Genomic DNA, 26,198 nt, shown 5'->3' with positions numbered 1-26,198 from the left:
TTGTCAAGAAACGCATGGCTGAGGTGGTTGCCGGAATCGCCCAGGTCACTGGCGCGAAGATAGCTCTTACTATCGAGGGCAGCAACGCCGCTGTCTTCAACCATCCGGTGCCGACCGAGCTGGCGATGAATGTGGCCAAGGAGGTGGCCGGTGAAGACAAAGTGGTCGAGACGCCGCCGGTACTGGGGGGAGAGGATTTTTCTGACTTGGCGGCGGTCCGGCCGGGTGCCTTCATCAGATGCGGCAACGGTGACAGCGCCGGTTTGCACCACGCCGCCTATGACTTCAACGACCAAGCAATTCCGTTCGGCACAACGTTCTGGATCAAGCTTGTAGAGAACACGCTCGCGGCTTGAGGTGTGAGAATGGCAAGTACTATGGTCGGGATGTCAGATGTTGAGGACCAGATCGGCACCCTTGGGACAGAACCGATCAGAAATTGATTTTAGAAAAAGACCGGCTCGACAGATGGTGTGGCGGTACATCGAATTTGGATGAAGACGGTCGCCACCCGGCCGATCAGCTTCTTGCACACCCGGCGCCGGAGCGTTAACCGGACATCCGCCAGTCAGGATCAAATCGGGATGGATAGCGTCGAATGCATCGTCGCGGGAGCAGGTGTTGTCGGCCTTGCCGTCGCCCGGGAACTCGTGCGGCTCGGCATAGAGACGATCGTAATCGAAGCGGCGGATGCAATCGGCACCGAGACAAGTTCCCGCAATTCCGAGGTGATCCACGCAGGCATCTACTATCCGGCCGGCAGCCTCAAGGCGAAGCTCTGCGTCGACGGCCGCACGAAGCTCTATCGTTACGCCGCTGAGCGCGGAATCCCGCACAAGCGCTGTGGCAAACTGATAGTGGCGACGCTCCCCGAGCAGGAAGCGACGCTCGCAACGATCGCCACGAAGGCCGCCAGTTGCGGCGTCAGCGATCTCATCAGACTCAGCGCCGCCGAAGCGCACGCCTTGGAACCCTCCCTGCGCTGTACGGCTGCCGTCCTGTCGCCCTCGACCGGCATCATCGACAGCCACGCCTTGATGCTTGCGCTGCTCGGGGAAGCCGAAGAGGAAGGCGCCTACCTCAGCCTCAACACCAGGATCGTATCGGGCCGGATCGAGCCGGGCCGCTTCGTACTACAGACTCATGATCACGGCACCGGCAGCGACTACGACATCTCCGCCCGATATTTCGTCAATGCCACTGGCCTCGACGCCAACGCGCTCGCCGTTTCGCTCGGAGGGCTGGAGCGGAAATTCGTCCCCCGGCTCTACTATGTGCGTGGCAACTATTTCTCGGTGACCGGACGTCCGGCCTTCTCACGTCTGATCTATCCGGTTCCTGAGCCGGGCGGCCTCGGCATTCACCTGACGCTCGACCTCAATGGCGGCACGCGCTTTGGCCCCGATGTGGAATGGATCGAGGCCAAGGATTACAGGGTCGATGCGCGCCGCGCCGAGCACTTCTATGGCGAGATCCGCAAATACTTGCCCGACCTCGCCGACGGCAGTCTGAGCCCAACCTATAGCGGCATACGGCCCAAACTCTCGGGTCCGGGCGAGTCGTCCGCCGATTTCATGATTCAGGGGCCCGACGCCCACGGCATCGACAGGCTCGTGAACCTTTTCGGCATTGAAAGCCCGGGCCTCACCGCGTCGCTTGCGATCGCCGAGGAGGTGGCTCGGCTTCTCACCGCGACTGCAACCAGGACGCGATGAGGGCACGGCCAGGTCATATTTTCGAAGACCTGACTACAGAAGCCACTCCTCCCCTGCCGCCACACCGCCTTCGATACGATCCCAGCCGAGCGCGCCGACGAAAAGATCGCGGTCGAGAAGGCACAGGCCGCCTATTCTATTCAGCAGCGACGTACCGATGACGAAAGAGGCCCGACAGACCGACTGCAGTGAAAAGGCAACAACGTGAGCCGAAAGGGCTACTCCACAGTACCCGTCCGCATCGGCTTACCGGCGCGAAGATGCTTGCGGTGCCCGTGGACGCGGCAGATGCTGCGCAATTTGGCTCGAGGCGATGTAGATGTCTGCTCAGATGGGATGGGGACCGTGGCAATCATCCGGTGAGTGCCGGTGAGTTCCTCTCGATACGGATCGTGCGGCGAGGTCTATAAGCAGGCGCCGTCCGCAGTGTTTCTGCTGCACTTAGCTTGGGTTTTTGACCGCCAGCACCAATGAGGGTAGCTGCACCTTCCGCTGGGATCGGAAGCTTGGTGGATTTCCCATGCCACGCTGGACCTGCTTGGCTGTTTCAATCCGCTTTGGGACGCGGCAATCCATCGCTCGGAGGTGTCCAGCTGACAGTTTCGGTTGAGTAGGGATCTCTTCTCACCAACAGCACTTTAGGATGCGCAGGCGCGCAGAAAACGCGGGTTTCCTGCGCTCATACATTGTAATTGGCGGAAACGGACCATCCGACGCTGCTAATTTCACGAAGCAGGCACTGAGCTGTCCGGTCCCGGCACGAGGTCCCAGAAGTATCGAGCCGCGAGTTTGGTCCCGCATTTCGAAACAATAACGTGAGCTGGGAGGAGCTAAAGATGAAAAGGAAGCAACGCCACGAAACCAGGAATGATCCCCTGCGACGTGCAATCCTGAGGGCGATAGCTGCACTCGGCATAGCGGCGCTAGCAATCGCCCCGTTTGCCGGTTTGGCCTCGGCGCAGTCGCTGCTCGATAAGATCAAGAACGGAGAGACTGTTCGCATCGGCTTCTCCAATGAAAACCCGTGGGCCTATCCGGGCACGAATAACGAGCCGCTTGGCTTCGTCAATGCCATGACGATCGACATTTTGAAGAAGTTGGGCACGACCAAGGTCGAGCCGGTCGTCACCGAATGGGGCTCGCTCATTCCTGGCTTGCAGGCAGGCCGCTTCGACATCATCACCGGCGGCATGTACATCACGCCCGAGCGCTGCCGCAACGTGATGTTTACCGATCCGATCGTGACCCCCATAACAGCGCTGATCGTGCCCAAGGGCAACCCGGAAGGACTGCACTCCTACCAGAACGTGCGCGACAAAGGACTTACGTTCGTCACCGGTTCCGGCTGGTCTGAGGTGAGCAACGCGCAAACAATCGGCATCCCCGACGACAAGGTCATGCAGGTCGCCGGAGCGGTGGAGGTCGTGCAGGCTGTGAAGGCCGGCCGCGCCGCCGTCGGCGGCGGCGATTACTGGACCATGAAGAGATTTGCCGACGAGGATGACAGCATTGAGCTAGCCGATCCTTTCACCCAACCCGTCGAGCCGCCTAGTTCCGCGCTCGCCTTCCTGCCCAATCAGCAGGCGTCGGTCGATGCTTTCAATGCCGTGCTAAAGGATTATCTCGGCTCCGACGAGATGATGAAGTCGGTCGGAAAATACGGCTACACCAAAGCAAACTTGCCGCCGGAGAGCCACACGACCGCCGGGCTCTGCAAGGGCTGAGGCCGGCAGAATTGCCTTCCATGACTATGATCGCCTCCCCGCTCTCGTGCCGGGGAGGCTCCAGTGCAGCCGCGTTGTCTATTATAGATGAACGATTGTAAAGTGACGTCGGGTTGGTGATAGCCCTATTCGAGGTCTCCCAGAATTGGGGCGGACATTGAGCAGTGACCTGCGGGTTCGTGTTGTAAAGACTTCGAGTGAGGCATGTCCGCACGCAGGGTGGGTGTGCTGCCCGTAATCCCTGGACGCAGACTTCCGGCAGGCCGCGAAAAATCGGTCACAATCGCGGCCTCACCGCCTTGTTCGGTCTGGGTTCTCAACCCCAGATGTTCGCCGACAGCCCAAGCGCCTGAAGCTGGGAGCCCCGATCCTCGATGCCAACAACCCGCAGCGTATCGGCCTCAGGGCGAGCTCGCCGTGGCACGACACTCAAAAGTGCGTCGTTGCTGGCAGGCACCATCAGCCGCGGAGCGCCGCGCCAGCACAAAATGTCAGGCAAGGCAACTCCAGCTGAGGTCTGGCAAGGTCGCTCGGCGACAACGCCATCGCCGAAGCGCTCGGCAAGAGTTGGCGGCGGCAAAACGGGGGTATCGTAGAGGAAGCGGCGGGCGATCCGCCCAAGTTCGACCCTTGCCGGCAAAAAGGCAGATCCGAAACCGTTATGACAGACCGGCTGGGGACATGTGCGGACGATCGCCGCAGAGCGGACAAGCCCCGTCATCGGTCGCGGCGCGCGTCGAAAACACGATCACTCCTTTCTCCTCGGCAACCGATCCGGCCGTGATGATGACGACAACGGCAATTTGTTGGCCAGGATGCTCCCCTTGGGAAAACACCAAGCGAGCAGCTGGAATCATCAAGCTGAGTCGAAGCCGTTCTTGCACGCCGGCTCAACCGCTTGGTACCAATCGACATCCTGAAGTTGACGGACGCGCAGTTTGCCCTTGAGAATGCCGTCAACTACGCAGCCCGTCCGGAATCATGCCGGGCGCCATGGGCGGATAGCTCCCGGATCACGGAGTGCGGTAATCAACGCTGACCGTTGAGGAACTGCGAAGTTGGCAAGAATCGCCACTTAGTTACGCATCCCACACGGCGGCGCGCCCGTGTTGATCTCCGCAGACCAAATCTCCCGCCTGTGCCAGCAGAACGCGGCTTTTATGCGCATTTGGTATTACAACGCCGATCTCCTGCGCCTATAGATGAGGCATTCGCGCAAACCGTCTCATAGGACGCGCTAAATTCGCGGAGCGGCACTGGCCGTCCAATACCCCATATGAAGATCGGCCTGACCTGTTTGCAGGCCGCCAATTCGAAGGATTTCGCCGCTATGAACAAGCAACTCTCGCCTGCAAAGGATGTAACCTTCGCGCTCTTCGATCGCCTCGAATCCGAGGTGCGCAGCTACATCCGGGTATATCCAGTCCTGTTCGATCGTGCGGTTGGCACCAGCATGATGGCTTCAGACGGTCGGGAATATCTTGACTTCTTCGCAGGCGCAGGCGCGCTCAATTACGGGCACAACAACCCAGTCTTCAAGAGGGCATTGCTGGATTACATCGAGCGCGATGGAATACTTTTCTCGCTCGACCTTGCTACGACCGCCAAGAAGGCATTCATCGAAGCTTTTGAGCGGTATATTCTGAAGCCCCGGGGCTTAACGTATAAATTGCAGTTCACTGGTCCTACCGGTACCAACGCCGTCGAGGCGGCGCTAAAGCTGGCACGCCAAGTGACAAAAAGGTCGAACATTGTCTCGTTCACGAATTCGTTCCATGGGGAGAGCACCGGGTCATTAGCGGTAACCGGAAACAAGGAGCACCGTACAGCTGCGGGCTTTCCTCTCGCGAACGTGACCTGTTTGCCTTACGAAGGTTATCTCGGCGCTTCAGTTGACACGATCGACTACTTTGAAAAGCTGCTCGAGGATCCAAACAGCGGCCTCGATAAACCTGCCGCAGTGATCCTGGAAGCAATCCAAGGTGAAGGGGGCATCAATGTTGCTAGCGTTCAATGGCTGCAACGGCTGCGTGACCTGACATCGCGGCACGGGATCCTGATGATCCTTGATGACATCCAGGCCGGTGTCGGTCGCGCGGGTAGCTTCTTCAGTTTCGAAGCGGCTAAAATCGTGCCAGACATCGTCACGCTCTCCAAGTCTTTGTCGGCGATCGGAACGGCGATGGCCCTTGTTCTCATTAAGCCTGAACTGGATGTTTGGGCTCCTGGCGCACACACGGGTACGTTCAGAGGCAACAATCTCGCTTTCGTAACCGCCCGTGCGGCTCTTGAGGCCTACTGGTCCGACTCCAAGTTTGAGGACGAGATCGCTCGCAAGTCCGCTATCCTGGCTGAGGAACTAAAGTCGATCGTAGACGATTTCCCTGCCCTTGGCTTCAGCGTACGAGGCCGCGGATTGATGTATGGCCTCGTATCGCCAAAGCACCGTTCATTGCCGGTCCTCATAGCGCAGGAGGCTCTCCACCGCGGTTTGCTAATGGAGACCGCCGGCTCGTACGGTGAGGTACTCAAGTCCATGCCTGCTCTGACGATCACCGAGGATGAGCTCCGCCGTGGTCTATCTATCGTTCGCGACAGCATCAGCGCGGTGCAAGGCAGCGTGGCGGCAACCCTTTGAGGGGGCGTTCCGCTAGTGAAGCACTACAACTTTTGCGGCGAGAGGCACATAGAAATGGCAACCAATGTATCGTCGGTTCAGTAGCGAGCCCGCCGATATTTGTGTCGGGCAAGTTCCGAGCGGCCCATTAGATCCTTGCTTCAAGTCGTGAGCCCGGCAGATGTCCAGGAGTGTGCGACCGTCCTGATGGCGACAAACCCAACGACCCGGCGCGCACGTGGAGGCTGCGCGCATAACGTGGCCACGTCGGCCGCAGATAGCCTTATACGCAAGGATTCCGACTACGCCACCTCCCTAGGCGTACCGGCCCCGGCAGCGAGCTTAGTCTCCTGCCGGGGATTCATCTGCTGAGTGTCTGTGCACTTAGCCGCTCTCGGCGCTTTCAGCCGGCCTCCTTCAGTGGCGGTAGCGTGTGGCTGCAGAAGAATTCAGCAGATGGAAAATGAGCAAGAGTGAGGTTGAATCAATACAATGTCACTCATAGCATGGAAACGTGCGTGCCGAGCATAGAAACCTGGTGCTTATGAACAGCCACGTCGGACCATCGTTGGCGCTGAAGCACCGATCGCCGGGTGATTTATATGATTTAGGATCGTCTTGCGCCCGGCTATTAAATGCTCGGTGCCGCATGCCTGCACGAATAGCTCGCCAGTCAAAACGCGACCGAAATCCTGTCGCTGTCATCTGGCCAAGCGTATAGAGGAACAGAAGAAACAAAACGAGCCAGCAGGAACTGATCCGAGACAGTGCGCGCGGAATCGTAGAGAAGCTATCAAGCGGTATGGTTACTCCAGTCGACCTGCTGGATGTCTTGGAGAAGCGGATCTCGGATGTCGACGGCAAGGTCAATGCTTTACCGATGCTATGCTTCGACCGTGCGCGGAAATCAGCAACGGAACTCATGAAAAAGCCCATAGCCGAGCGCGGCACTTTAGCGGGACTGCCGGTGCCGATCAAGGATCTCACGGACGTCTCTGGCGTGCGCAACACCTCGGGCTCACCCATCTTCAAGGACAACATCCCGGCGCGGTCAGACCTTTTGGTCGAGCATTTGGAGGAAAATGGCGCACTGATTTATGCCAAATCGAACACGCCAGAATTCGGTTCCGGCGGCAATACTTTCAATACGGTGTTCGGTGCAACACTAAATCCTTGGGATACATCACGTTCCGCCGCCGGGTCCTCCGGTGGTGCGGCAGTAGCACTCGCCACTGGCATGGCTTGGCTTGCACAAGGCTCAGATATGGGGGGCTCGTTGCGGAATCCAGCAAGTTTTTGCGGCGTGGTGGGTCTACGACCCAGCATTGGCCGGGTGGCGCGTACGCCAATGAGCAAGGTCGACGCCACGCTTGGCTTGGCCGGACCGATGGCGCGCAACGTTGAAGATGTTGCTTTGATGCTTGATGCAATGAGCGGCCATCACCGACTCGTTCCTTTCGGCCGCGCGCTCAGGCAAAAAGCCCAAACGCGTCGCCTATTCGCCTGATCTTGGGATCACGCCCGTTGACCCACAGGTCGCTGCAATCACACGCGCGGCAGCAGAGCGATTTGGAGAGGCAGGCGCGATCGTCGAAGAAACGCATCCGGATTTTGCCGAAGCGCATGAGTGCTTCCATGTGCTGCGAGCGTTCGAGTACGCCGGCATGGGAGTGCTTTTGCGTAAGCATCGCGAACTGATAAAACCGGAGGTCATCTGGAATATCGAAGCGGGATTGCGGCTCACGGTCGAACAGATTGAGCGCGCCGAGATGCTACGTGCAATGGCTCGGTATCGCCTATGCGATTACGCTTGCCTGCTGTCCGGCGCTGTCGTTGCCATGCGGCTTCACCGAGTCTGGCCTGCCCGTCGGATTGCAAATCGTGGCCGCGCCGCGTGGCGAGGCTCAGTTACTTGCTGGCGCCAAGGTTCTGGAGGATATTTTGGACGTGCGCCCTTCAACACCGATCGATGCGCGGGGAACCGAATCTGGTTGCTAAAGGGCGGTATTAGGTTCGCTTTCTCTGCGTCGACTTCTTTGTCTGCAAGAGAGTTGCGGCCACGGAGAGCAGAACAACGAGGCTCCTGCTGACTTCCCTCGTTGTAGGCTTGGGACGAAATCAAAATATGAATCAAAATCAGGCGCTGCGCACCCGCCCATCGACTAGGGCTTTTACCGAAAACCAGGGCCAGTACCTGGCCGTCATCTACGCCTATTCGCACATGTTTCGGCGCCGGCCCGCCGAAGCCACGTGAAGTCAGTCCGCCGTCGGTTCACCAGATGGTCATGACCCTCGAACGAAAGGGCCTCATTCGACGTCAATCCGGCGCTCCCCAAAGCGTTGAGGTCCTCATTCCGCCCGCAACGCCCTGCACAAATGAACCAACCAAGATTCGTGGGAAAATCTGTAAGCGTCCCAGACCGTGACCTCTACCAGCACAGGTAGGCCGCATTGGTCACGTGCTGAAGATCGTCGGCTGCAGGCGTCTACGCGACGTCACTCTAAGGCGACCACGTCTACATCTTGAAGCGAAACGACCTTCGTGGTCATCAATCTGGCGGGCAAGGCATTGGACATGAAGATTGTCGTGTTTCTAACTAAGGTCGAGCGTGTCCGGATGAACCTGATCACGGAAGAGTCAGGAACCTCCCCTTACACCAGAAAGCGGTGCGCTACGCCGAACGCCGTGCGGGCGCAAATGTGCGCAGACCGTGAAAAGACGCCGATTTCCTGCATCCAAGAGGCATGTTCGCGCAAAGTGGCGCACAAATCCTACTACACTAGTATAGTGGGCACTGAGCGGTCCCATGTCGAACAAAGGTAGATGGACAAACCCCAATGTAGCCCGCATAGCAAGGGAACCGCCGCATCATAATTCATCTGAACAAAATGGATATGAGGTCGTCTCACGGTGTGGTTGGTGGGGCCCGCGGCAAAACAAAAAGGAGGAACTATTGGATGGATAAGTGGCAACACCTTAGGAACAGGAGTGATGTCTTGAGACGTGCAATCCTGAGGGGAATGGCTGCACTCGGCATAGCTGCGATGGTAATCGCCCCGTTTGCCGGTCTAGCCTCGGCGCAGTCGCTGCTCGATAAGATCAAGAACGGTGAGACGGTCCGAATCGGCTTCTCCAACGAGATTCCCTGGGCCTATCCCGGTGAGAACAACGAGCCGCTCGGCTTCGTCAATGCCATGGCGGTCGACATTCTGAACAAGCTGGGCACGACGAAGGTCGAGCCGGTTGTCACCGAATGGGGCTCGCTCATCCCCGGCCTGCAGGCCGGTCGCTTCGATATCATCACCGGTGGCATGTACATCACGCCCGACCGCTGCCGCAATGTGCTGTTCACCGAGCCGCTGGCTAAGGTAACAGGGGCCCTGCTCGTACCAAAGGGCAACCCGGAAGGCCTACGCTCCTATAACGATCTGCGCGACAAGGGTCTAACCATGGTCACTGGCTCGGGCTGGACTGCCGTCAAAAATGCGCAAACAGCCGGCATCGCCGACAATAAGATAATGCAGGTCGCCGGAGCGGCGGAAGTTCTGCAGGCGGTGAAAGCCGGCCGCGCGGCTGCAGGTGTGGGCGACTACTTCACGATGAAGGCGTTCGCCGATAAGGACCCCAGCGTAGAAATCGTCGATCCGCTCATCGGTCGCGCCGAGGACGGCCTCTTTCCCGCAGGCTATGTCGGCCTCGCCTTTCCGCCCGACCAGCAGGCGACGGTCGACGCCTTTAACGAGGTGCTGAAGGCCTATACCGGCTCCGACCAGATGTTGGAGTCGGTCGGTAAATACGGCTTCACCAAGGCGATGCTGAGGGACGACACCAAGGCCGCCGAAATCTGCAAGGGGTGAAGCTCAGCCACGCGTGCGCCTGCCCGCCTCCCCGGCCCAGGCCGGAGAGCGCGAGGGCGAGGGTACAAACGTGGACGAACTCGATCTCGGCTTCAACGCGCGGAGCTGCGCGCCAGAGGTGTCGCTGATCACCATTGTCGTGACCCCGGGGGGGGCACCCTGGCGATCGTCTTGAGGCAAATCGTCGGACGTCCGGGTCTCGCCCGTTGGCCGCTACGCTGGTTGGGCGTCGCCAATATCCCGAACGTCGAAGCAGACACTGTGCACGACCAGCTAAGTGCCCAATTCGACCATGCTCAATTCCTGGGAATGGCCCTGAAACCATTGGCGGGCGCGTCAACAAAGTCAGAGCGGGCAAGGCACGACGGCAAACGCTGCGCCTTCAGCGGATTATCAACGGGCCAGTACGGGAGCCGACGGGGGATGCCTCGGATTTGGGAGCTTTTGGATGAGTTCGATGTTGGAACGAGCTTCTTCGTTCCCGCTGCAATCGCTCGCATTGTTTGCAGACGAACAACGCGTAGACGTAAATGAAGGCCAAGAAATCGGGATGCGCTGCTGGAAAGGACTCGCACGAGAAATCCGAAGGGGTCGGTCTCATTCCGCGACCTCGTCAATGTGGCCGCTTTCCTGGGGTTCTTGATCAGCTTGGCCCGGAACATCAGGCCTGGATAAAAGGCTCTTTAGCGATCGGTATGTCTTCCTGCCAGCGCTATTGCCCTTCCCCTGCGGCTTTCCGATCTCCAGCCGATGGAAGCTGGCATACGCGCACAAGCGGTATTGGGACGATGGCGCCTGACTTCCTTTTCCTGGAACCCCGCGCATGCTCTATGTCTGCAATGCGCCCTCTGCAGCAGCGATTTCGGCTTTTCCTATCGGCGGCATGATTGCCGACCGCCCTTTGAATAGTTCAACGACAGGCATTGGCGAGAACACCGAAGACCTCGCCGTTATTTGCCCGCCGAGCAGGTGAACCAGTCGCGCAAAGCACAGAATTACAGCAGCCAATGGGAGACGGCTTCAATGGATAGAAGTAGCCGAAAGGTCCTTGTTACTGGCGGTAGCAGAGGACTAGGTTTCGCAATTGCTAAAAGGTTGTCGGAAGATGGGGCGCAAGTGGTCATTTGTGGTCGCGATCAGTCAAAATTGGATCTAGCTGTCGCTGAATTACTTTCGAGATCCGCATTTGCTCACGGCATAGTTGCCGATCTTTCGCGGCGAGCGGATGTTGACATGTTGTTCGATCGCACACTGGAACTGTTGGGAGGCCTTGATTGCCTCATCGTGAATTCTGGTCACGCGCCATACGGAACTATCGAAACATTAAGTGACAGGGATTGGGATCAGTCCTACGAGATGTTGCTTATGAGTGCAGTTCGGCTATCGCGAGCTGCAGCCAGACTGATGAAAGCGTCAGACCTTGGTGGGGATATCGTCTACCTGACGACTACAGGCGTTCACGAAGCGACAGATCACCGACTTGTGTCAAATGTCATGCGGGCCGGAATAGCAATAGTGGCCAAGCATCTTGCAGATTCCCTTTCAGGAAGCGGTGTTCGTGTAAATGTTGTAGCGCCAGGATATTTCGATACCGGCAGGGTACGCAGGAGAATTGAGGACCTGATGGTTAATGAGGGACTTGATAGACCGTCCGCCACTGGACGAGTCGCCACCGCTAATCCCTTGGGGCGGATCGGAGCGGCCGATGAGCTTGCAGAACTAGTCGCATTCATAGTGGGCGATCGCGCAAGATACCTGAATGGAACCACGATCACGATTGATGGGGGCAGTAGCCGCCTTGTTACGTAATCCGACTAGAGCACGTCCTGTTTAATCCGGTTCATATCCTGCGGCTTTGAAGTAGTTGGCACATTCGGCTGGGGTGAAGAGGTCGACGACCGCGCCGACCGCGTCCCAGAGAGCCTTGATGGTTCTCTTGGGCCTTTGCTCGCAGCAGCGCCTTGAGTTTGGCGAAAGCGTTCTCAATCGGATTGAAGTCGGGACTGTAGGGCGGCAAGTAGAGCAGGCTCGCGCCTGCGGCCTCAATCGCGTCGCGCACGCCGGCGGCCTTGTGGGCGGGCAGGTTGTCCATGACGACTACGTCGCCCTCCGACAATGTAGGGACCAGCACCTGCTCGACATAGGCCAGGAACACGTTGCCGTTCATGGCGCCGTCGTAGACGAAGGGCGCAGTCATGCCCGTCAGCCGCAGCGCTCCGGTGAAGGTCGTGGTCTTCCAGTGATGGGGTGGACGCCCCCGACGGCATCGATGTGCCAGAGTGGAGGTGTTCTCAGCCACTTAAAGGAGGCGCCTATGACGGAAGTTAGCACCATCGGCCTGGATCTGGCCAAGAATGTCTTTCAAGCACAGGAGCGAGCTCTGCCGGAGCGGTCATCTTCCGCAGGAAGCTGCGGCGCGACCAGGTGCTGGCTTTCTTTGCCGCCCAACCACCGTGTTTGGTGGCAATGGAGGCATGCCCGGGTGCCCACTACTGGGGTCGGGAGATCGGGAAGCTCGGCCACACCGTGCGGCTGATCGCACCCGCCTATGTGAAGCCTTTCGTCAAACGGCAGAAGAACGACATGTCCGATGCGGAGGCGATCTGCGAGGCGGCGCAGCGCCCGACCATGCGCTTCGTGGCTGTGAAGAGCGAAGCCAAGCAGGCCTCCGCCGTGATCTTCCGGACCCGTGATATCCTGGTCGGCCAGCGCACTCAACTCATCAACGCGATCCGCGGCCATCTTTCCGAATACGGCCTGATCGCGCCGCAAGGACCTTTCCATATCGGACGCCTCATCGCTCAAATCGAGGATCCCACATCGAGTGTGCCGGAAGCTGCTCGCTCCTGCCTTGCCCTCCTCGCCGAGGGGTTGCGCCATCTGCAGAACCAAATCGCCGCGCTGGATACGGAGATCTCTGCCCGCGCCAAAGCCGACGACGCGACTCGGCGTCTGATGAGCGTGCCTGGGATCGGCCCCCTGATCGCCACCGCCATAGAGGCGCTCGCGCCGCCAGCGGAGACGTTCCGATCGGGCCGTGATTTCGCTGCCTGGGTCGGATTAACGCCGGTTCAGCGCTCTACGGGCGGCAAGGAACGACTGGGCCGAACATCTCGGATGGGAGAGCGCACACTGAGGCGGCTCCTTATTATCGCAGCGAGCGCCGTGGTGCGGTGGGCCAAGCGCAAAGGGGTGCCTAAAGGATCCTGGCTCGGCCGGATGCTCGAGCGCAAACCGCCGATGTTGGTGATCGTGGCGCTGGCGAACAAGAACGCCCGAATAGTCTGGGCGCTTTTAACGAAGGGGGAAAGCTATCGGGCTGCGGTCGTGCCCGCTTGAGCGGGACGGGCGCGAGGCCGTTGGCGGCGTGAGGAGGTCAAAGGACAGGTATGGCGCAACGTCGGTGAGGCGGGATCAGGAGAACCAGGCGCATGGGGAGCGCTTCCAGCGCGTTCCAGTGATGTGGACCCGATCCTCGAACTCCCATACGGGCCCGCGGCCATGACGAGCCGCAAGAGAGGCCGAACACATGGCAGCACCCGATCACGCGCAACAGCCTGTACCAAAGATTCTTCTTGCCCGAGGGGCGTCCATACATGGCCATGCGGCACGCCGGCCCGGCAGCGCTCGCCGCGCGGCGCTCTTCCACGCAGGCGGGCCATCTTTGTGGAGAGGCCGGTCTCATCGATGAACACGAGCTTCGCCGGATCAAGATCGAGCTGGCCGTCGAACCAGTCCCGGCGCCGCTTCAGGATGTCGAGGCGACCCTGCTCCAGTGCGTGCGCGGACTTTTTTTGAATGTCCAGCCGTGACCGCGAAGCCAGGCGCTCAAGGCGCTGCGGCTGATCCGCACTGACTGCTCGGCGACGAGCCGCTCCACCATCTCGTTCAGCGTGATGTCCTTGCGCTCCTCGATCAGCCCGACGATGAAGGCTTCATGCGCATCGAGGCTGGAGGCGCGACGGCGGCCCTGCGGGCGTGGCGCCAGTTCGCCGATCTTCGCCCGCGCAATCCAGCGGATCGCGCTGGACACTCCACGCCGAACCGCGCCGCCGCTTGCCGCGCCGACATGCCCTCGTCCGAAGCCTTCAAGACCCGCGACCGAAGATCACCGCTCAATGCTCTTCCCATCGTCCACCTCCATCGAGGTGGATGTTGAATCAGCACAAAACGCAGCCGTCACATCACAATCGATTCATCGATCACAGGACGTGCTCTAGATGACGCGGATACGCAGACCCAGCAGCATTTCGATGCGGCCTTCGATGCATTCAAGTACTGTGGACACCAAAATGGCGATCTAGAACTGATGCGCGGCGCTGGCGACTTGCGCCACCTCCACGGCGGATGGGTTCTGGAGTTCTGGACGCTGTATCTTCGGCTATTGCCGGCATCATCGCGGCCGAGGTTGAGAGTATGCTGTCACGGGCTGAAGTGACGAACCAAACAAGACAGTGCAGGCAGCGTCGGACCAGCGAATAGGGAAAAATATGTGCAGACAGCGGGAAAACGCCAGTTTTCTGCGTTCAGGGGGCATAATTCGCGCAAGCGGCTCATTTCACGCTGCTACATTCGCCGGGCGGGCCTGAGCAATGCGTATAATGGATAGTCAACATAGACGAGACCTAGAACGATTACAGAAAGCATCCGGTTGCTGAAGGGCAGGTTGTCTTCTTAGTCAAGTCTTCAGCGCAAGCTGCTAGTGAACGACTGGTACAAGACTTTATGTTTGCAATTCCGTCGGCGGGACCACGCCACTGACGCGGCGCATGTTCAGGCGCGCTGCGCGACTAGATCGGCCCGACGATCGCCGCTTGGCTGGTCGCGCCGTCGATCGGCATGTTGACCGCGCCCAGCTTCTTGGCCGCGGACGTTGGATATAGGGATACCCAGAACCGCATGCGTGATTTTCAGCTTCCAGGGCGCTCGCCCGTCCGCGCCACCGAAGGCATGGTTGCAACGTCTCACCCGCTCTCGACGCTTGCAGCCATCCAGTTGCTGCGCTCCGGCGGTAATGCCATGGATGCCGCTGTCTGCGCCGCGGCCGTCCAAGCCGTCGTTGAGCCGCAATCGACCGGCATCGGGGGCGACTGCTTCGTACTCTATTGCCCGAAAGGTGAGGGGAATGTGCTCGCCTTCAACGGCTCGGGCCGTGCACCCCGCGCAACCACGGCCGACTGGTATCTGGAGAACGGCTTCAGCGAAGTTCCCAAGCAAGGTCCGCACGCGGTCACGATTCCCGGCGCCGTCGACGCCTGGTGCCGGCTCCTGGAGGACCACGGTCGGAAAGGTCTCGCCGACGTGTTAGCACCCGCAATCCATTACGCGGAGAGCGGTTACGTCGTGCACGACCGTGTTGCCTTCGACTGGTTAGGATGCAAAACCGATCTGTCGTCCGACGAGGCGGCGGCGCGCATCTTCCTGCCCAGTGGCAAGCCGCCCAAGGCTGGCGATGTGCACCGCCAGCCTGAATTGGCGGCTACACTGCGCATCATCGCTAAAAAGGGCCGCGCCGGCTTCTACGATGGTGAGGTCGCCGATGATATCGTGGGCCGGTTGCGTCAGCTTGGCGGGCTGCACACGCTGGACGACTTCGCCGCCACCAAAGGTGACTACAAGACCGCGATCAGCACGTCCTATCGGGGCTACGCGATCCACCAGATGCCGCCCAACAATCAAGGTCTGACCGCGTTGGTGATGCTGAATGTGCTCTCTGGCTTCAACCTTGCTGCGCTCGATCCGAGGGGCGCAGAGCGGCTGCATCTGGAGGTCGAGGCTGGGCGGCTTGCCTATCGCGACCGCGATAACCTGATTGCTGATCAGGATCACGTCGCCGTGCCGGTAAAGACACTGCTCTCCAGTGTTTATGCCGATCAGCTGCGCGCCGCCATCGACCCGCAGCGCGCCATGACCGAATTGCCGCGCCTCGAACTGCCGGGCAGCGACACGGTCTACATCTCCGTCGTGGACCGTGATCGCAACGCCGTGAGCTTCATTAACTCGACCTATGATTCGTTCGGCAGCGGTGTCGTGGGTCCGAAGACGGGCGTCGTCCTGCAGAATCGCGGCAGCAGCTTTCGGCTCGATCCGAGACATCCGAACTGCATTGCGCCCGGCAAGCGGCCGATGCACACGATCATGCCTGGCATGATGACGAAAGATGGCCGCGCGGTGATGCCTTTCGGTGTCATGGGCGGTGGCTACCAGCCCTTCGGCCATGTCCATCTGCTGACCAACATGATGGACTTCGGCATGGACCCGCAAGAAGCGATCGATGCCGCGCGCGTGTTTTACAACCGCGACGTCGTGGAGGCCGAGCGAGGCGTTGGCGCCCGCGCGGTCGAAGGCTTGCGCCAGCGTGGCCATCAGGTGGTGGAGTCGCGTCGCCCGCTGGGCGGCGGGCAGGCGGTGCTTATTGATTGGGAGGAGGGAACGCTGACCGGCGCTTCCGACCCGCGCAAGGACGGACTCGCGCTCGGCTATTGAGCACCCGCTTGCTGGAAGTGGACCTATCCATCGAACATAGACGGGAACCATGACTGGAAATAAAAATACCTACCTGGCCCACCGTCTTTCTTCTGGCATCGCAGACGCGCCGGCGATCTTGGCGCCGGGCCGGGCGACACTTTCGCATGGCGATCTGCATGACTTGATCCGAGAGACCGTCGCGCAGCTCAATGCGCTCGGCATCGGTCGCGGCGATCGCGTCGCCATCGTGCTGCCGAACGGCCCGGAGATGGCGGCGGCGTTCCTGGCGGTGGCCGCGGGCGCCTCGACCGCGCCGCTCAATCCGGCCTATCGAGCCGACGAGCTCGATTTCTATTTGGGCGATATCGGCGTCAAGGCGATCCTCGTCGGCAAGGATGAGGTTGGACCAGCGGTCGAGGCTGCTGGACGTCTCGGCATCCGCGTGCGGCGGCTCCTCGTGCCAGACGGTGTGCCGGCCGGCGTCTTTTCGATCGATGGTGATCCGGTCGGGGCGCCGGTATCGTCGGGATTTGCCGAGAACGGCGATACAGCGCTTCTCCTCCATACCTCCGGCAACTACGTCCCGCCCGAAATTGGTGCCGCTCAGCCACGCCAATCTTGCGGCCTCCGCCGCTCACATCCGCGCGACACTTGGCCTGACGCCAGCGGACCGTTGCCTCAACATCATGCCGCTGTTCCACATCCACGGGCTGATCGCGGCGGTGCTCTCCTCGCTTGCTGCTGGCGGCAGCGTATTCTGTACGCCTGGCTTCAACGCGCTGCGTTTCTTCCTATCGCTAAGCGAAGCAAAACCGAGCTGGTACACGGCCGTGCCGACAATGCATCAGGCAATACTCGCGCGGGCTGCACGCAATCCCGAAGCGGTGGCGAAAGCGCGGCTGCGCTTCATCCGCTCGTCGTCGGCCTCGCTTCTGGCGCAGGTCATAGCTGAGCTGGAATCGGTGTTCGGCTGCCCGGTGATCGAATCCTACGGCATGACGGAAGCCGCGCACCAGATGGCGTCCAACCGCCTGCCGCCGGGCCCGCGCAGGGCCGGCAGCGTCGGCGCCGCCGCGGGGCCTGAGGTCGCGATCATGGCGCCTGACGGGCGGCTGCTCGGACCCGGCCATACGGGGGAGATCGTCATACGCGGCCCGAACGTGACCGCTGGCTACGAAAACAACCCGGATGCGAACGCCGCGGCCTTCGCCCATGGCTGGTTCCACACCGGCGATCAGGGCGTGCTCGACGATGACCGCTATCTGCGCGTCACCGGCCGGCTGAAAGAAATCATCAATCGCGGCGGCGAGAAGATCTCGCCGCTGGAAGTCGACGAGGTGCTGATGGACCATCCCGCCGTCGCCCAGGTCGTCACCTTCGCGATGCCGCACGACAAGCTCGGCGAGGAGGTCGCCGCCGCGATCGTGCTGCGCGAAGGCGCCGCCGCCAGCGAGAGTGAAATCCGCAGCTTCGCCTCCGACAGGCTTGCCGACTTCAAGCTGCCGCGCAGGATCCTTGACGAAATCCCGAAAGGCGCGACGGGCAAGTTGCAACGCGTCGGGCTTGCGGCGAAACTCGGCCTGGGATGATACGCATCACTGTCTTCGGCGCCGGCGCGATCGGCGGCTACCTCGCAGCGAAGCTTGCTCTCGTCGGCAAGACCGACCTGTCGATCGTGGCGCGCGGCGCGCATCTCGAAGCGATCCGGTCCGGCGGGATCCGCCTGATCGAGGACGGCAAGGAAACCGCCGTTCCCGTACGTGCTGCTGTGCAGGCTGAGGAACTCGGCATTCAGGACTACGTCGTACTCGCCCTGAAGGCCCATTCGATCGGGCCGGCGCTCGACCAGATCGCGCCGCTTCTGGGCGAGGAGACCACAGTCGTCACCATGCAGAACGGCGGGCCGTGGTGGTACTTCCATAGGCTCGGTGGGCCGCTCGAAGACACCCGGCTGCAGGCGGTCGATCCGGGCGGTCGCATCTGGGAGAGACTTGGACCGAACCGAGTCATCGGGTCAGTGGTATATCCCGCGGTCGAGGTCGACAAGCCCGGTTTGATCCGTCACATCGAGGGCAAGCGCTTCTCGCTCGGGGAGCCCTCCGGCGAAAGGAGCGAGCGAGTCACGCGGCTTGCCGAGGAGCTGGTCGCGGCGGGACTGCAGGCCCCTGTGCGCGACGACATCCGCAGCGAGATGTGGGTAAAGGTTTGGGGCAATCTGTCCTTCAACCCGATCTCGGCGCTCACCGGCAGCACGCTTGCCGACATCGTCAGCGATGAGGGCACGCACTCAGTCGCCCGCACTATGATGCTGGAAGCGCAGGTGATCGGCGAGAGCTTGGGCGTGCGTTTCCTGCTCGGCGTCGACCGCCGTATTAAAGGCGCCGGAGACGTTGGCGCCCACAAGACCTCGATGCTGCAGGATCTAGAGCGTGGTCGTCCGATGGAAATCGATGCTTTGGTCACCGCCGTCCAGGAACTTGGCCGCTTGACTGGCCACCCGACGCCAACCATAGACAGCGTGCTGGCGCTGGTACGGCGCCTTGCCATACAGCGCGGCTGCTATTCTTCCTAGCATGAGTTTTTTGGCCTCTGGCCTTCGGAACCTTCCTGAAGAACCAGCCACGAATCACGAACGACCTGGGATCTTCTACGCTAGCAGGTCGTATCTGGAAGTCGTCGGATCGACGGATGATCTCGACCACGAAGTCGAGATAGGTGGCTTTGTCCACGAGCTTCAGCCGGTCATAGGCGCCGTCGGCGAACAGAGCTTCACCCAGGCCAGCGCTTGCGGATACCATCCAGGATCGCCTGAGCGCCGGCACTGTCGGAGATATCGGCGGTGGTGAGATTGACCATCAACAGCCGCCCATCCGTATCCACGGCAATGTGTCGCTTGCGGCCGACAATCTTCTTGCCGGCGTCGTAACCGCTTGTTTCAGCTTGCGGAGCCTTGACCGACGGCTGTCGATCACGCCAGCCGTGGGAGTGGCCTCGCGCCCGGCTCGCTCGCGATCCAGCATCAGCGCCACGTCGCTGATAGTCTGGAGCAGAAAACGCCGCCAACTCGCGAGACCAGCCGTAGACCGTCTGCCAGGGCCGAAATGGATCGGCAGCATTCGCCACCGCAACCGGAGCGGACCAGGTAGCGCACGGCTTGGCCACCTCCCGGAAATCAACCTCGCGCGGAGGGCCGCGACGCCCAGGCTTGGGCATCAGCGGTACGAACTGCTCCCACCCTTCGTCCGTCAAATCAGACGGGTAGCGCTTGGTCTTCTTGGCATCTGGGCCATCCGCCCACGGCTCTGCTCTGTCCACATCAACACCGTGAATCATAACCAGGCCTCAGACGGAACCCAATAGCCAGGCGATTTTCAAAACGGTCTCTCAACCCCCGATCTCCTTTGTGCACGATACAACGCCGGGTGAACTCTGAGCTCCTTTAATATTAAAGTACGAATAAAAGTACATCATAATATTTCACGAAGCACGGAGCCTTGAACGTCTTGTTATATCGGACAGTATTTGTTATTCCGAAATGACTTCAGCTGGCGGCCCGCTTTTGGAAGCAGGTCCCGCGTCTGCTGTAGATCGAGAAGCGCTGTGCGCTCATTCTGCAACGCGTAACGAAACGGATTCATGCCATGACACGCTACCGCAAGTCTCACTTGCTAAACTGGCAGCCGACGCAACACAAAAAGAAGAGCGTTTAGGCAAGCGCGAGAGTTGCAGTGAGTTGCTGGGCCGCGGAGTAAAAGGGATTAAGGAGAGCTAGTGCCGAGGATATCCCAGGCTGGAGACTGCACGGGACATTTCGGTGTCAACCGGCCTTCTTGGGGCAGCCGCAAGGGGACGGGTTCTGAGGCACTCTTACCGCAGGCCGGGGTGGGGCTTACCTATAGAGGCGCGACGGGCAGTCCCGCCAGAAGGGCGGGGACTCAATTTGCATGCAACTGCGCGAGAGAAGCATTTTGAGTTCATGCGGCAGCGAGATGGACGATGGCGCCGCTCCTTCATACGTGCAACCAGGTGCGCTCTCAGCCCTCGCCTACTGAAAGGTATCGTATGATATTCGACTACGTGGTTGTTGGCGGTGGCTCCTCTGGTTGCGTCATGGCGAGCAGACTTTCTGCCGATGGAAGTCGTGTGCTGCTCGTCGAGGCTGGTCCTGATACGCCGCCGAACGCCGTCCCTGACGACATCCTCGATAGCGATCCTACTCGCGCCTACTTCAACCCCGATTATCAGTGGTCATCCCTCAAAGCGACCTTGGTGCGAGACGGCCGAAAGGCCTTCCACTACGAGCAGGCCCGCGTCATGGGCGGCGGTTCCAGCATAAATGCCCAAGTGGCCAACCGCGGTGGTCCTGGAGACTACGATGAATGGGCCTCGAGCGGTGCTGCAGGCTGGGGTTGGCAAGAGGTTCTGCCCTATTTCCGTCGCCTCGAAAGCGATTTGGATTTCGGTGGCGAATTTCACGGCAAGGATGGTCCTCTGCCGATAAGACGTGTTCGACAATCGGAATGGTCGGGCTTCATCCAGGCTGTATCGAAGGCGTATGAGGCTTCGGGTATTCATTTCAGGCCGGATTTCAATGGTGCGTTCGGCGATGGATATTCCGTTGTGCCGTTGACCAATTACAACTGTCGTCGGGCTTCTACGGCAATGGCCTACTTGACCGAAAGCGTGCGCGCGCGGCCCAATTTGAAAATTTTGCCGAAAACCTCGGTGGTACGTCTTATCTTTTCCGGACAGGCCGTCACTGGCGTCGAGACGGAAAACAGCTCCGGCCGGCGGACCTATCGGGGTTGGACCGTGGTTCTCACCGCTGGAGCTCTGCATTCGCCAGCCATCTTGATGCGCTCCGGGATCGGTTCAGCTGAACAACTCACAAAGCTTGGCATTCCAGTGATTGCGGACGTCCCGGGTGTTGGCCAAGGCCTCCAGGAGCACCCGGGGATCGCCATTTCGGCATATTTGGAGCCGAACAATCGCATGGCACCCAATGTCAGTGGTCACATCCAGATGCATGCACGTTACTCGTCGGGTTACGAAGGATGTCCTTCGACGGATATGGCGATTTCTGCGGTTGCCAAGTCGGCCTGGCATCCGCTCGGGAAGTGTCTTGGCTCCCTCTTCCTGTGGGTCAACCGTAGCTATTCCGCAGGAACCGTAACGCTGAAGGATCGCTCTCATGCCATAGAGCCGGAGGTGGATTTCAATTGGTTGAGCGACGAGCGGGACGTCGAGCGACTGAAGAGTGGTTTTCGATTCCTTGCGCACTTGCTGAAACAAAAGTCGCTTTCGGCGGTCGCACTCGATCCGTTCCCCTCGGCTTGGAATTGGCGTGCCAAACAGGTCAGCAAGATCAATCGCGTCAACTACAGCCTGACGTCAGCGCTGGCACTGCTTATGGACAGTTCACCGCGCTTGCGCCGCAGCCTCGTGAAGCATGTCATCACGAATGGTCAAACCATCTCGAATCTGCTCGACAATGAAGAGCGTCTGGATCTCTTTGTCCGCCGAAACGTAGCGGCCAGTTGGCATCCGACATCGACCTGCCGGATGGGGGCGATCTCGGATCCCTTCGCTGTGACCGATCCGTCAGGTCGCGTCCGCGGCGTTTTCGGCGTGAGAATCGCTGACGCCTCGGTGATGCCGTTCTGCCCCCGGGCCAACACAAACATCCCCACGATTATGGTGGCTGAGAAGATGGCTGACACGATTTTGAAAGGGCGTGGCACGACAGACCCTGGCTAGCTACGAGATGATAACGCGGAAGCCGGTATCCAACGCGCTGATGAGGCTCTGGTAAAGCGTGTTCTCTGCTCCCACCCGGGCCCTGTGCATCCCGTGATGCAAAAAGAATCGCAGGTTGCAGCTGTGCGATTTCTTGTCGCTGATAGCGATGGCACCCTCGTTGGTTTGATGGCGCGAGCCGGGCAGCTGCTATAACAGGTGTCGCCGAGGTCAAATTGTATGTTGTATGTTGAGCCGAAGGCGCCGATCGTCAGGAAAAGGTTGATTACCGAGGCTGCATCGGACATGTCGTCGCCGCTTCACCCAGCCATGCTCAGACGGAAGCGATACTGCAGCGTGCCGTCGCCTCAATCGGATGGTCGATAACACAACCGTGATGGCTTTCCTTGGCGTCGGTCGACTGCACAGTCTGAATACTGAAGACTACTTATAAAGCCACAATCCAAATATTAATCTGTGTTTTTTTCGAGGAATTAAAACCTGAATTTACGTTGCTAGGCAGCGCCTACATCGCCCGTGAGACCGCGACGGCCGGGGCGGCACTCGGCCCCAGGCTCACCTCACTCCAGTCGGCGACGCAACGGCATATCCGCGACCCCTGTGAAAACGCTGAACCGCACTAACCCCGAAAGATCATTCTGCCCGACGCCGAAACCGTCTGATCCTGCTGCCGAGATAGCTCGATGTTACTACGAAATCCAGCCGCACTCCGGCTTCCGCTTCGTCTCACCAGGCGAGTTCAGGGCGAAGGCCGCTGGTGCCCCATGCAACCCGCTGCCTGTCTCGGTCAAACGAGGGCCCCCCTCCCACTAGCCCGTCTTATGCACGACGGCGCGTCTGAGAGGTTGGCGGATGTAGCCTAAGCAATTGACTGGGCGTAGGATTCGGTTGTCTAAGCCAGCCCTGCCACCACATCTCGCGAGCCACACCCGCCATGACGACGATACGTTGCTGCCGCTCTCATTTCCAGCCGTTGGGCGCAAGAAGATCACAGCTGCGTTTGACGGCGGACGCATCACCTCGGATGGCGGCGTCATGCTTTTGGCCGCAGACGAGCGACGCCTGCAAAGGGCCGACAGGCTGGCCGGTGCGATCCACGATCCGCGCGACCCACAGCGGGTGAAGCACGCCATGGCCGACATTTTGCGCGCCCGCATCTTTGCGATCGCATGCGGCTACGAGGATGCCAACGATCTCGATCGGCTGCGCACCGGCCCGGCCTTCAAGGTCGCCTGCGGGCTGCCCGACAGCGGGATTGATCTGTGCTAGCAGCCGACCTGCTCGCGCCTGGAGAACCTGCCCGACCTGCGCACCGTCATCCGGCTCGGCCGCGCGCTGGTGGATCTCTGGTTGTCGAGCTATTTCGCGCCGCCCAAAAGCGTTACGCTCGACATCGACGACACGCTTGATGTCGTTCACGGCCATCAGCAGCTCTCGCTCTTCAACGCCCATTACGACGAGCGCTGCTTCCTGCCGATCCACATCTATGACGCCGCGACCGGACGTTCGGTCGCCGTGATCCTGCGTCCTGGCAAGACCCCGACGGGCAAGGAGATCCGCGGCCATTTGCGCCGGCTTGTCCGGCGCATCCGCGCCGGCTGGCCGGCCACCCGCATCCTGGTCCGCGGCGACGGCCACTATGGCCGGGCGCAGGTCATGGCCTGGTGCGAGGACAATGCGCTCGACTACCTCTTCGGATTGCCGGGCAACAAGGTTCTCCAGCGCCTCGTTGATGAAGCCGCCGACGATATCCGCACCCGCCGCGCGCTCGAGCAGAAGCCGGTGCTGCGCGGTTATGCCGAGACCCTATACAAGGCGAAATCCCGGAAGACGCAACGTCGCGTCTGCGCCCGCGTCGAGGCAACCACCCGCGGCCTTGACATTCGCTCGTCGTCACCAATCTCGACAAAGGCGCCGCGCATGTCTACGACGTGATCTACTGCGCCCGTGGCCAGGCCGAAAACCTGATCAAGATGCACAAGAGCCCCAGCTTGCCTCCGACCGCACCAGCTGCCGCTCACCGATTGCCAACCAGGTGCGCCTCGTCCTGCACACCGCCGCATACTGGCTGATGCTCACCCTGCGCGAGGCAGTGCCCAAAACCGATCATCTCAGCAACGCCGAGTTCGCCACACGGCGGCTCAGGCTCCTCAAGCTCGGCGCCCGCGTCATCGAAACCGTCTCGCGCATCCGCCTGGCCTTCGCCGCCGCCTATTCCGAGGCCAGCCTGTTCCGACAAATCGCTCTCACGCTACAGCCCGCAGCACCATGAGCGCCGGGGCATCAAGGCCCCGCCGAACCCGAACTTGACCCTCCAGCGCGTTCCAAAGTCCAGTCTCAGTTGCGGTGAAAACGACGCCTCATACCTGCATGACCGAACGCTCAGCGGCGCTCGAACCACAAGGCTCACGAATAGGACTTTATCGCATTTTCGAGAATTCGATACTAATTGCTTGAGGTTTGCCGACTATGAACTTTACCTGCAATATTAAGCCACACGTGCCAAATATTCAATAATATCATCACATTATATTAACAGTCTTTGTGTTGTCGTAAGTACTCACTAGGTCTATACAGGAACTACATCTTTTAGCGGCGAGAGGCGCCGTCTGCAGGGGCATCCCTGCGCCGATACACTGTCTAAGGGACGGCAGATCCATCGGGTAGAAGGATGCGGGCTCTAGGTTTTTCCAGGAGCCCCATAGGGCAAAGCACCAATGAAGGAACGAATATGACCATGTTACCCGAAATTTCACTGGCAAAACTGACGTCCGATGCAACACGGAGTGATGAGCGAGGGCGCCTGCAAATGGCCTGCCAAGAGTACGGGTTCTTCTACCTTGTTGAGCACGGCATCCCCAAGGAACAGATCGCACAAGCCATCGAGGCTTCCCGGCGGTTCTTCGCCTTGCCACAGTCGATCAAGGAACGCTACGGTCACGCCTCTCAAACCGTGTACCCCGCTGTCGCCCGTGGATACAGTCCGTTGCACGGCGAAATACTACATCCCGACGCCCACACTGATCCAAAGGAATTGTTTGGTCTCGGAATTGAGAACGAAGGCGACCGGCGTCCGTTTGCCGGAATCACGCGTTTTCCTGACGACGCATTGGCTCCAGGTTTCGCGCGAAGCCTGCTCGTTTTGCAGGCTACCGTGCTCAACCAGGTTGTTCCGCAGATCGGGACCGCGCTCGCCGACCTGATCGAAATGGAACAGGGTTGGTTCGAACGCCATTTCAGCCCGCCGACGCTCATGCAACGCGTGATCCGGTATCCAGCTCGTGGCGGCACGTGCGGGAAGCACACCGACGGTGGCTTCTTCACGCTTCTGCTGCAGGAGGAGCTCCCCACGCGATCATTGCAGGTCTGGTTCCACGGGCGCTGGGTGCCAGCGCCGAGCCTGCCCAACAGTCTCGTAGTCAATTTGGGGGATATGTTTCAGGTCCTGAGTGACGACCGCTTTAAGAGTACGCCGCATCAGGTCGCGCACAGTGGTCTGACTGACCGAATTTCGCTTCCCTTCTTTATCTATCCCGATATCGACGCTCGCCTGACCTCGCGGCAAGAGCGGCACGCCTTCAGTGTCGCAGAAATGATGCTGCGCAACATGGAGTCAGTCGAAAACGGCAATGGCGCGGGACGCGCGAGAGAGTTGCAGTAAAGATCGATCTTCTGAAGGCGGGCCTATGCCGACGACGCGGCGCACCTCAGCGTAGTGCTGGGAAAACTCTCCCACAGCTAAATTCGTATGACGTCGCGCTATAGCGCGGCGGCCTGCAACGCGCCTGGGTACCCCTAAATGGTGGCTGCACGAAACTGCGCTGCAGCACGCCCTCACAACTGTAGTAGCGGACCCTCGGCTAGTTCCCGGAACCCGCAAAGCAACGTGGTTGGGCTTGGCCTCTGCGTTCTAATCCACGACCGAAAGGCCGTAGGGAGGTCGACACTCACGGCATCCCACCTTCTCAGGTCGCCTACATCCGCTGCGGACGGCGGTTTGAGTTATCGTTATTGCACATTGGTCCACCTGAGCAGGTATAGTCTGCCTCAGGCCAACGT

12 protein-coding genes and 8 pseudogenes are annotated in these 26,198 nt (G+C 60.0%); 17 read left to right on the top strand and 3 right to left on the bottom strand.

Annotated features, from left to right (window positions below; genetic code table 11):
• The 9 genes and pseudogenes from NKI35_RS28210 to NKI35_RS28170 form a co-directional block, all read left to right on the top strand.
• The coding region (locus NKI35_RS28210; protein WP_352742028.1) for a M20/M25/M40 family metallo-hydrolase at window positions 1–356 on the top strand (356 nt) is incomplete at its 5' end.
• Between the two features lie 228 nt (window positions 357–584).
• The gene (locus NKI35_RS28205) at window positions 585–1,715 is read left to right on the top strand and encodes an NAD(P)/FAD-dependent oxidoreductase (protein ID WP_352742036.1); all 1,131 of its coding nucleotides are present in this window, start codon (window positions 585–587) and stop codon (window positions 1,713–1,715) included.
• Window positions 1,716–2,551: 836 nt separating this feature from the next.
• Entirely contained in the window at window positions 2,552–3,439 is an 888-nt protein-coding gene (ehuB, locus tag NKI35_RS28200) for an ectoine/hydroxyectoine ABC transporter substrate-binding protein EhuB (RefSeq protein ID WP_352742026.1), read from the top strand.
• Window positions 3,440–4,769: 1,330 nt separating this feature from the next.
• The gene (ectB, locus tag NKI35_RS28195) at window positions 4,770–6,077 is read left to right on the top strand and encodes a diaminobutyrate--2-oxoglutarate transaminase (RefSeq protein ID WP_352742034.1); all 1,308 of its coding nucleotides are present in this window, start codon (window positions 4,770–4,772) and stop codon (window positions 6,075–6,077) included.
• Window positions 6,078–6,858: 781 nt separating this feature from the next.
• Window positions 6,859–8,054 (top strand): annotated as a pseudogene (locus tag NKI35_RS28190) (amidase).
• A 127-nt stretch (window positions 8,055–8,181) separates the two neighbouring features.
• Window positions 8,182–8,310 (top strand): hypothetical protein, encoded by a 129-nt coding sequence (locus NKI35_RS28185; protein ID WP_352742024.1) that lies wholly within the window; start codon window positions 8,182–8,184, stop codon window positions 8,308–8,310.
• Between the two features lie 743 nt (window positions 8,311–9,053).
• Complete coding sequence (ehuB, locus tag NKI35_RS28180) at window positions 9,054–9,914, top strand: ectoine/hydroxyectoine ABC transporter substrate-binding protein EhuB (protein ID WP_352742022.1); 861 nt, start codon at window positions 9,054–9,056, stop codon at window positions 9,912–9,914.
• Window positions 9,915–10,737: 823 nt separating this feature from the next.
• Window positions 10,738–10,887: a hypothetical protein gene (locus tag NKI35_RS31400; RefSeq protein WP_502897182.1), complete on the top strand. Its 150-nt coding sequence runs from the start codon at window positions 10,738–10,740 to the stop codon at window positions 10,885–10,887.
• Between the two features lie 50 nt (window positions 10,888–10,937).
• The gene (locus NKI35_RS28170; protein WP_352742020.1) at window positions 10,938–11,723 is read left to right on the top strand and encodes an SDR family oxidoreductase; all 786 of its coding nucleotides are present in this window, start codon (window positions 10,938–10,940) and stop codon (window positions 11,721–11,723) included.
• Between the two features lie 21 nt (window positions 11,724–11,744).
• Here the strand turns inward: NKI35_RS28170 and NKI35_RS28165 are convergent.
• Window positions 11,745–12,183: pseudogene (locus tag NKI35_RS28165) on the bottom strand (IS630 family transposase); the annotation flags it as partial.
• Window positions 12,184–12,228: 45 nt separating this feature from the next.
• Between NKI35_RS28165 and NKI35_RS28160 the strand changes: the two are divergent.
• Window positions 12,229–13,253, top strand: a pseudogene (locus NKI35_RS28160) (IS110 family RNA-guided transposase).
• Window positions 13,254–13,510: 257 nt separating this feature from the next.
• On the opposite strand, the pseudogene NKI35_RS28155 reads toward NKI35_RS28160, so the two are convergent.
• A pseudogene (locus NKI35_RS28155) lies at window positions 13,511–14,045 on the bottom strand (transposase); the annotation flags it as partial.
• A 768-nt stretch (window positions 14,046–14,813) separates the two neighbouring features.
• On the opposite strand from NKI35_RS28155, the gene ggt reads away from it, so the two are divergent.
• From ggt to NKI35_RS28140, 3 genes and pseudogenes are all read left to right on the top strand, one after another.
• Entirely contained in the window at window positions 14,814–16,400 is a 1,587-nt protein-coding gene (gene ggt / locus NKI35_RS28150; protein ID WP_352742018.1) for a gamma-glutamyltransferase, read from the top strand.
• Between the two features lie 49 nt (window positions 16,401–16,449).
• Window positions 16,450–17,971: pseudogene (locus NKI35_RS28145) on the top strand (acyl--CoA ligase).
• Window positions 17,971–18,954, top strand: a complete 984-nt coding sequence (locus tag NKI35_RS28140) for a 2-dehydropantoate 2-reductase (protein WP_352742032.1) — start codon at window positions 17,971–17,973, stop codon at window positions 18,952–18,954. The pseudogene NKI35_RS28145 and the gene NKI35_RS28140 overlap by 1 nt, the downstream one beginning before the upstream one ends.
• A 34-nt stretch (window positions 18,955–18,988) precedes the next feature.
• On the opposite strand, the pseudogene NKI35_RS28135 reads toward NKI35_RS28140, so the two are convergent.
• Window positions 18,989–19,699: pseudogene (locus tag NKI35_RS28135) on the bottom strand (IS5 family transposase); the annotation flags it as partial.
• A 745-nt stretch (window positions 19,700–20,444) separates the two neighbouring features.
• Here NKI35_RS28135 and NKI35_RS28130 point away from each other — a divergent pair.
• The 4 genes and pseudogenes from NKI35_RS28130 (at window position 20,445) to NKI35_RS28120 (ending at window position 25,800) form a co-directional block, all read left to right on the top strand.
• Window positions 20,445–22,139, top strand: coding sequence for a GMC family oxidoreductase (locus NKI35_RS28130; RefSeq protein ID WP_352742016.1), 1,695 nt, complete (start codon window positions 20,445–20,447; stop codon window positions 22,137–22,139).
• Between the two features lie 108 nt (window positions 22,140–22,247).
• Window positions 22,248–22,516, top strand: a pseudogene (locus tag NKI35_RS31395) (ATP-grasp domain-containing protein); the annotation flags it as partial.
• A 557-nt stretch (window positions 22,517–23,073) separates the two neighbouring features.
• Window positions 23,074–24,411: pseudogene (locus NKI35_RS28125) on the top strand (IS1380 family transposase).
• A gap of 459 nt (window positions 24,412–24,870) precedes the next feature.
• A complete protein-coding gene (locus NKI35_RS28120; protein ID WP_352742014.1) occupies window positions 24,871–25,800 on the top strand; it encodes a 2-oxoglutarate and iron-dependent oxygenase domain-containing protein in 930 nt (309 codons plus the stop codon).
• Window positions 25,801–26,198: the final 398 nt, after the last annotated feature.

The sequence above is a fragment of the Mesorhizobium sp. M0676 genome, from assembly GCF_040320535.1.
Lineage (GTDB): Bacteria > Pseudomonadota > Alphaproteobacteria > Rhizobiales > Rhizobiaceae > Mesorhizobium.
Note: the sequence above shows the minus strand (reverse complement) of the source record. Positions and strands in the feature narration are given on the sequence as shown.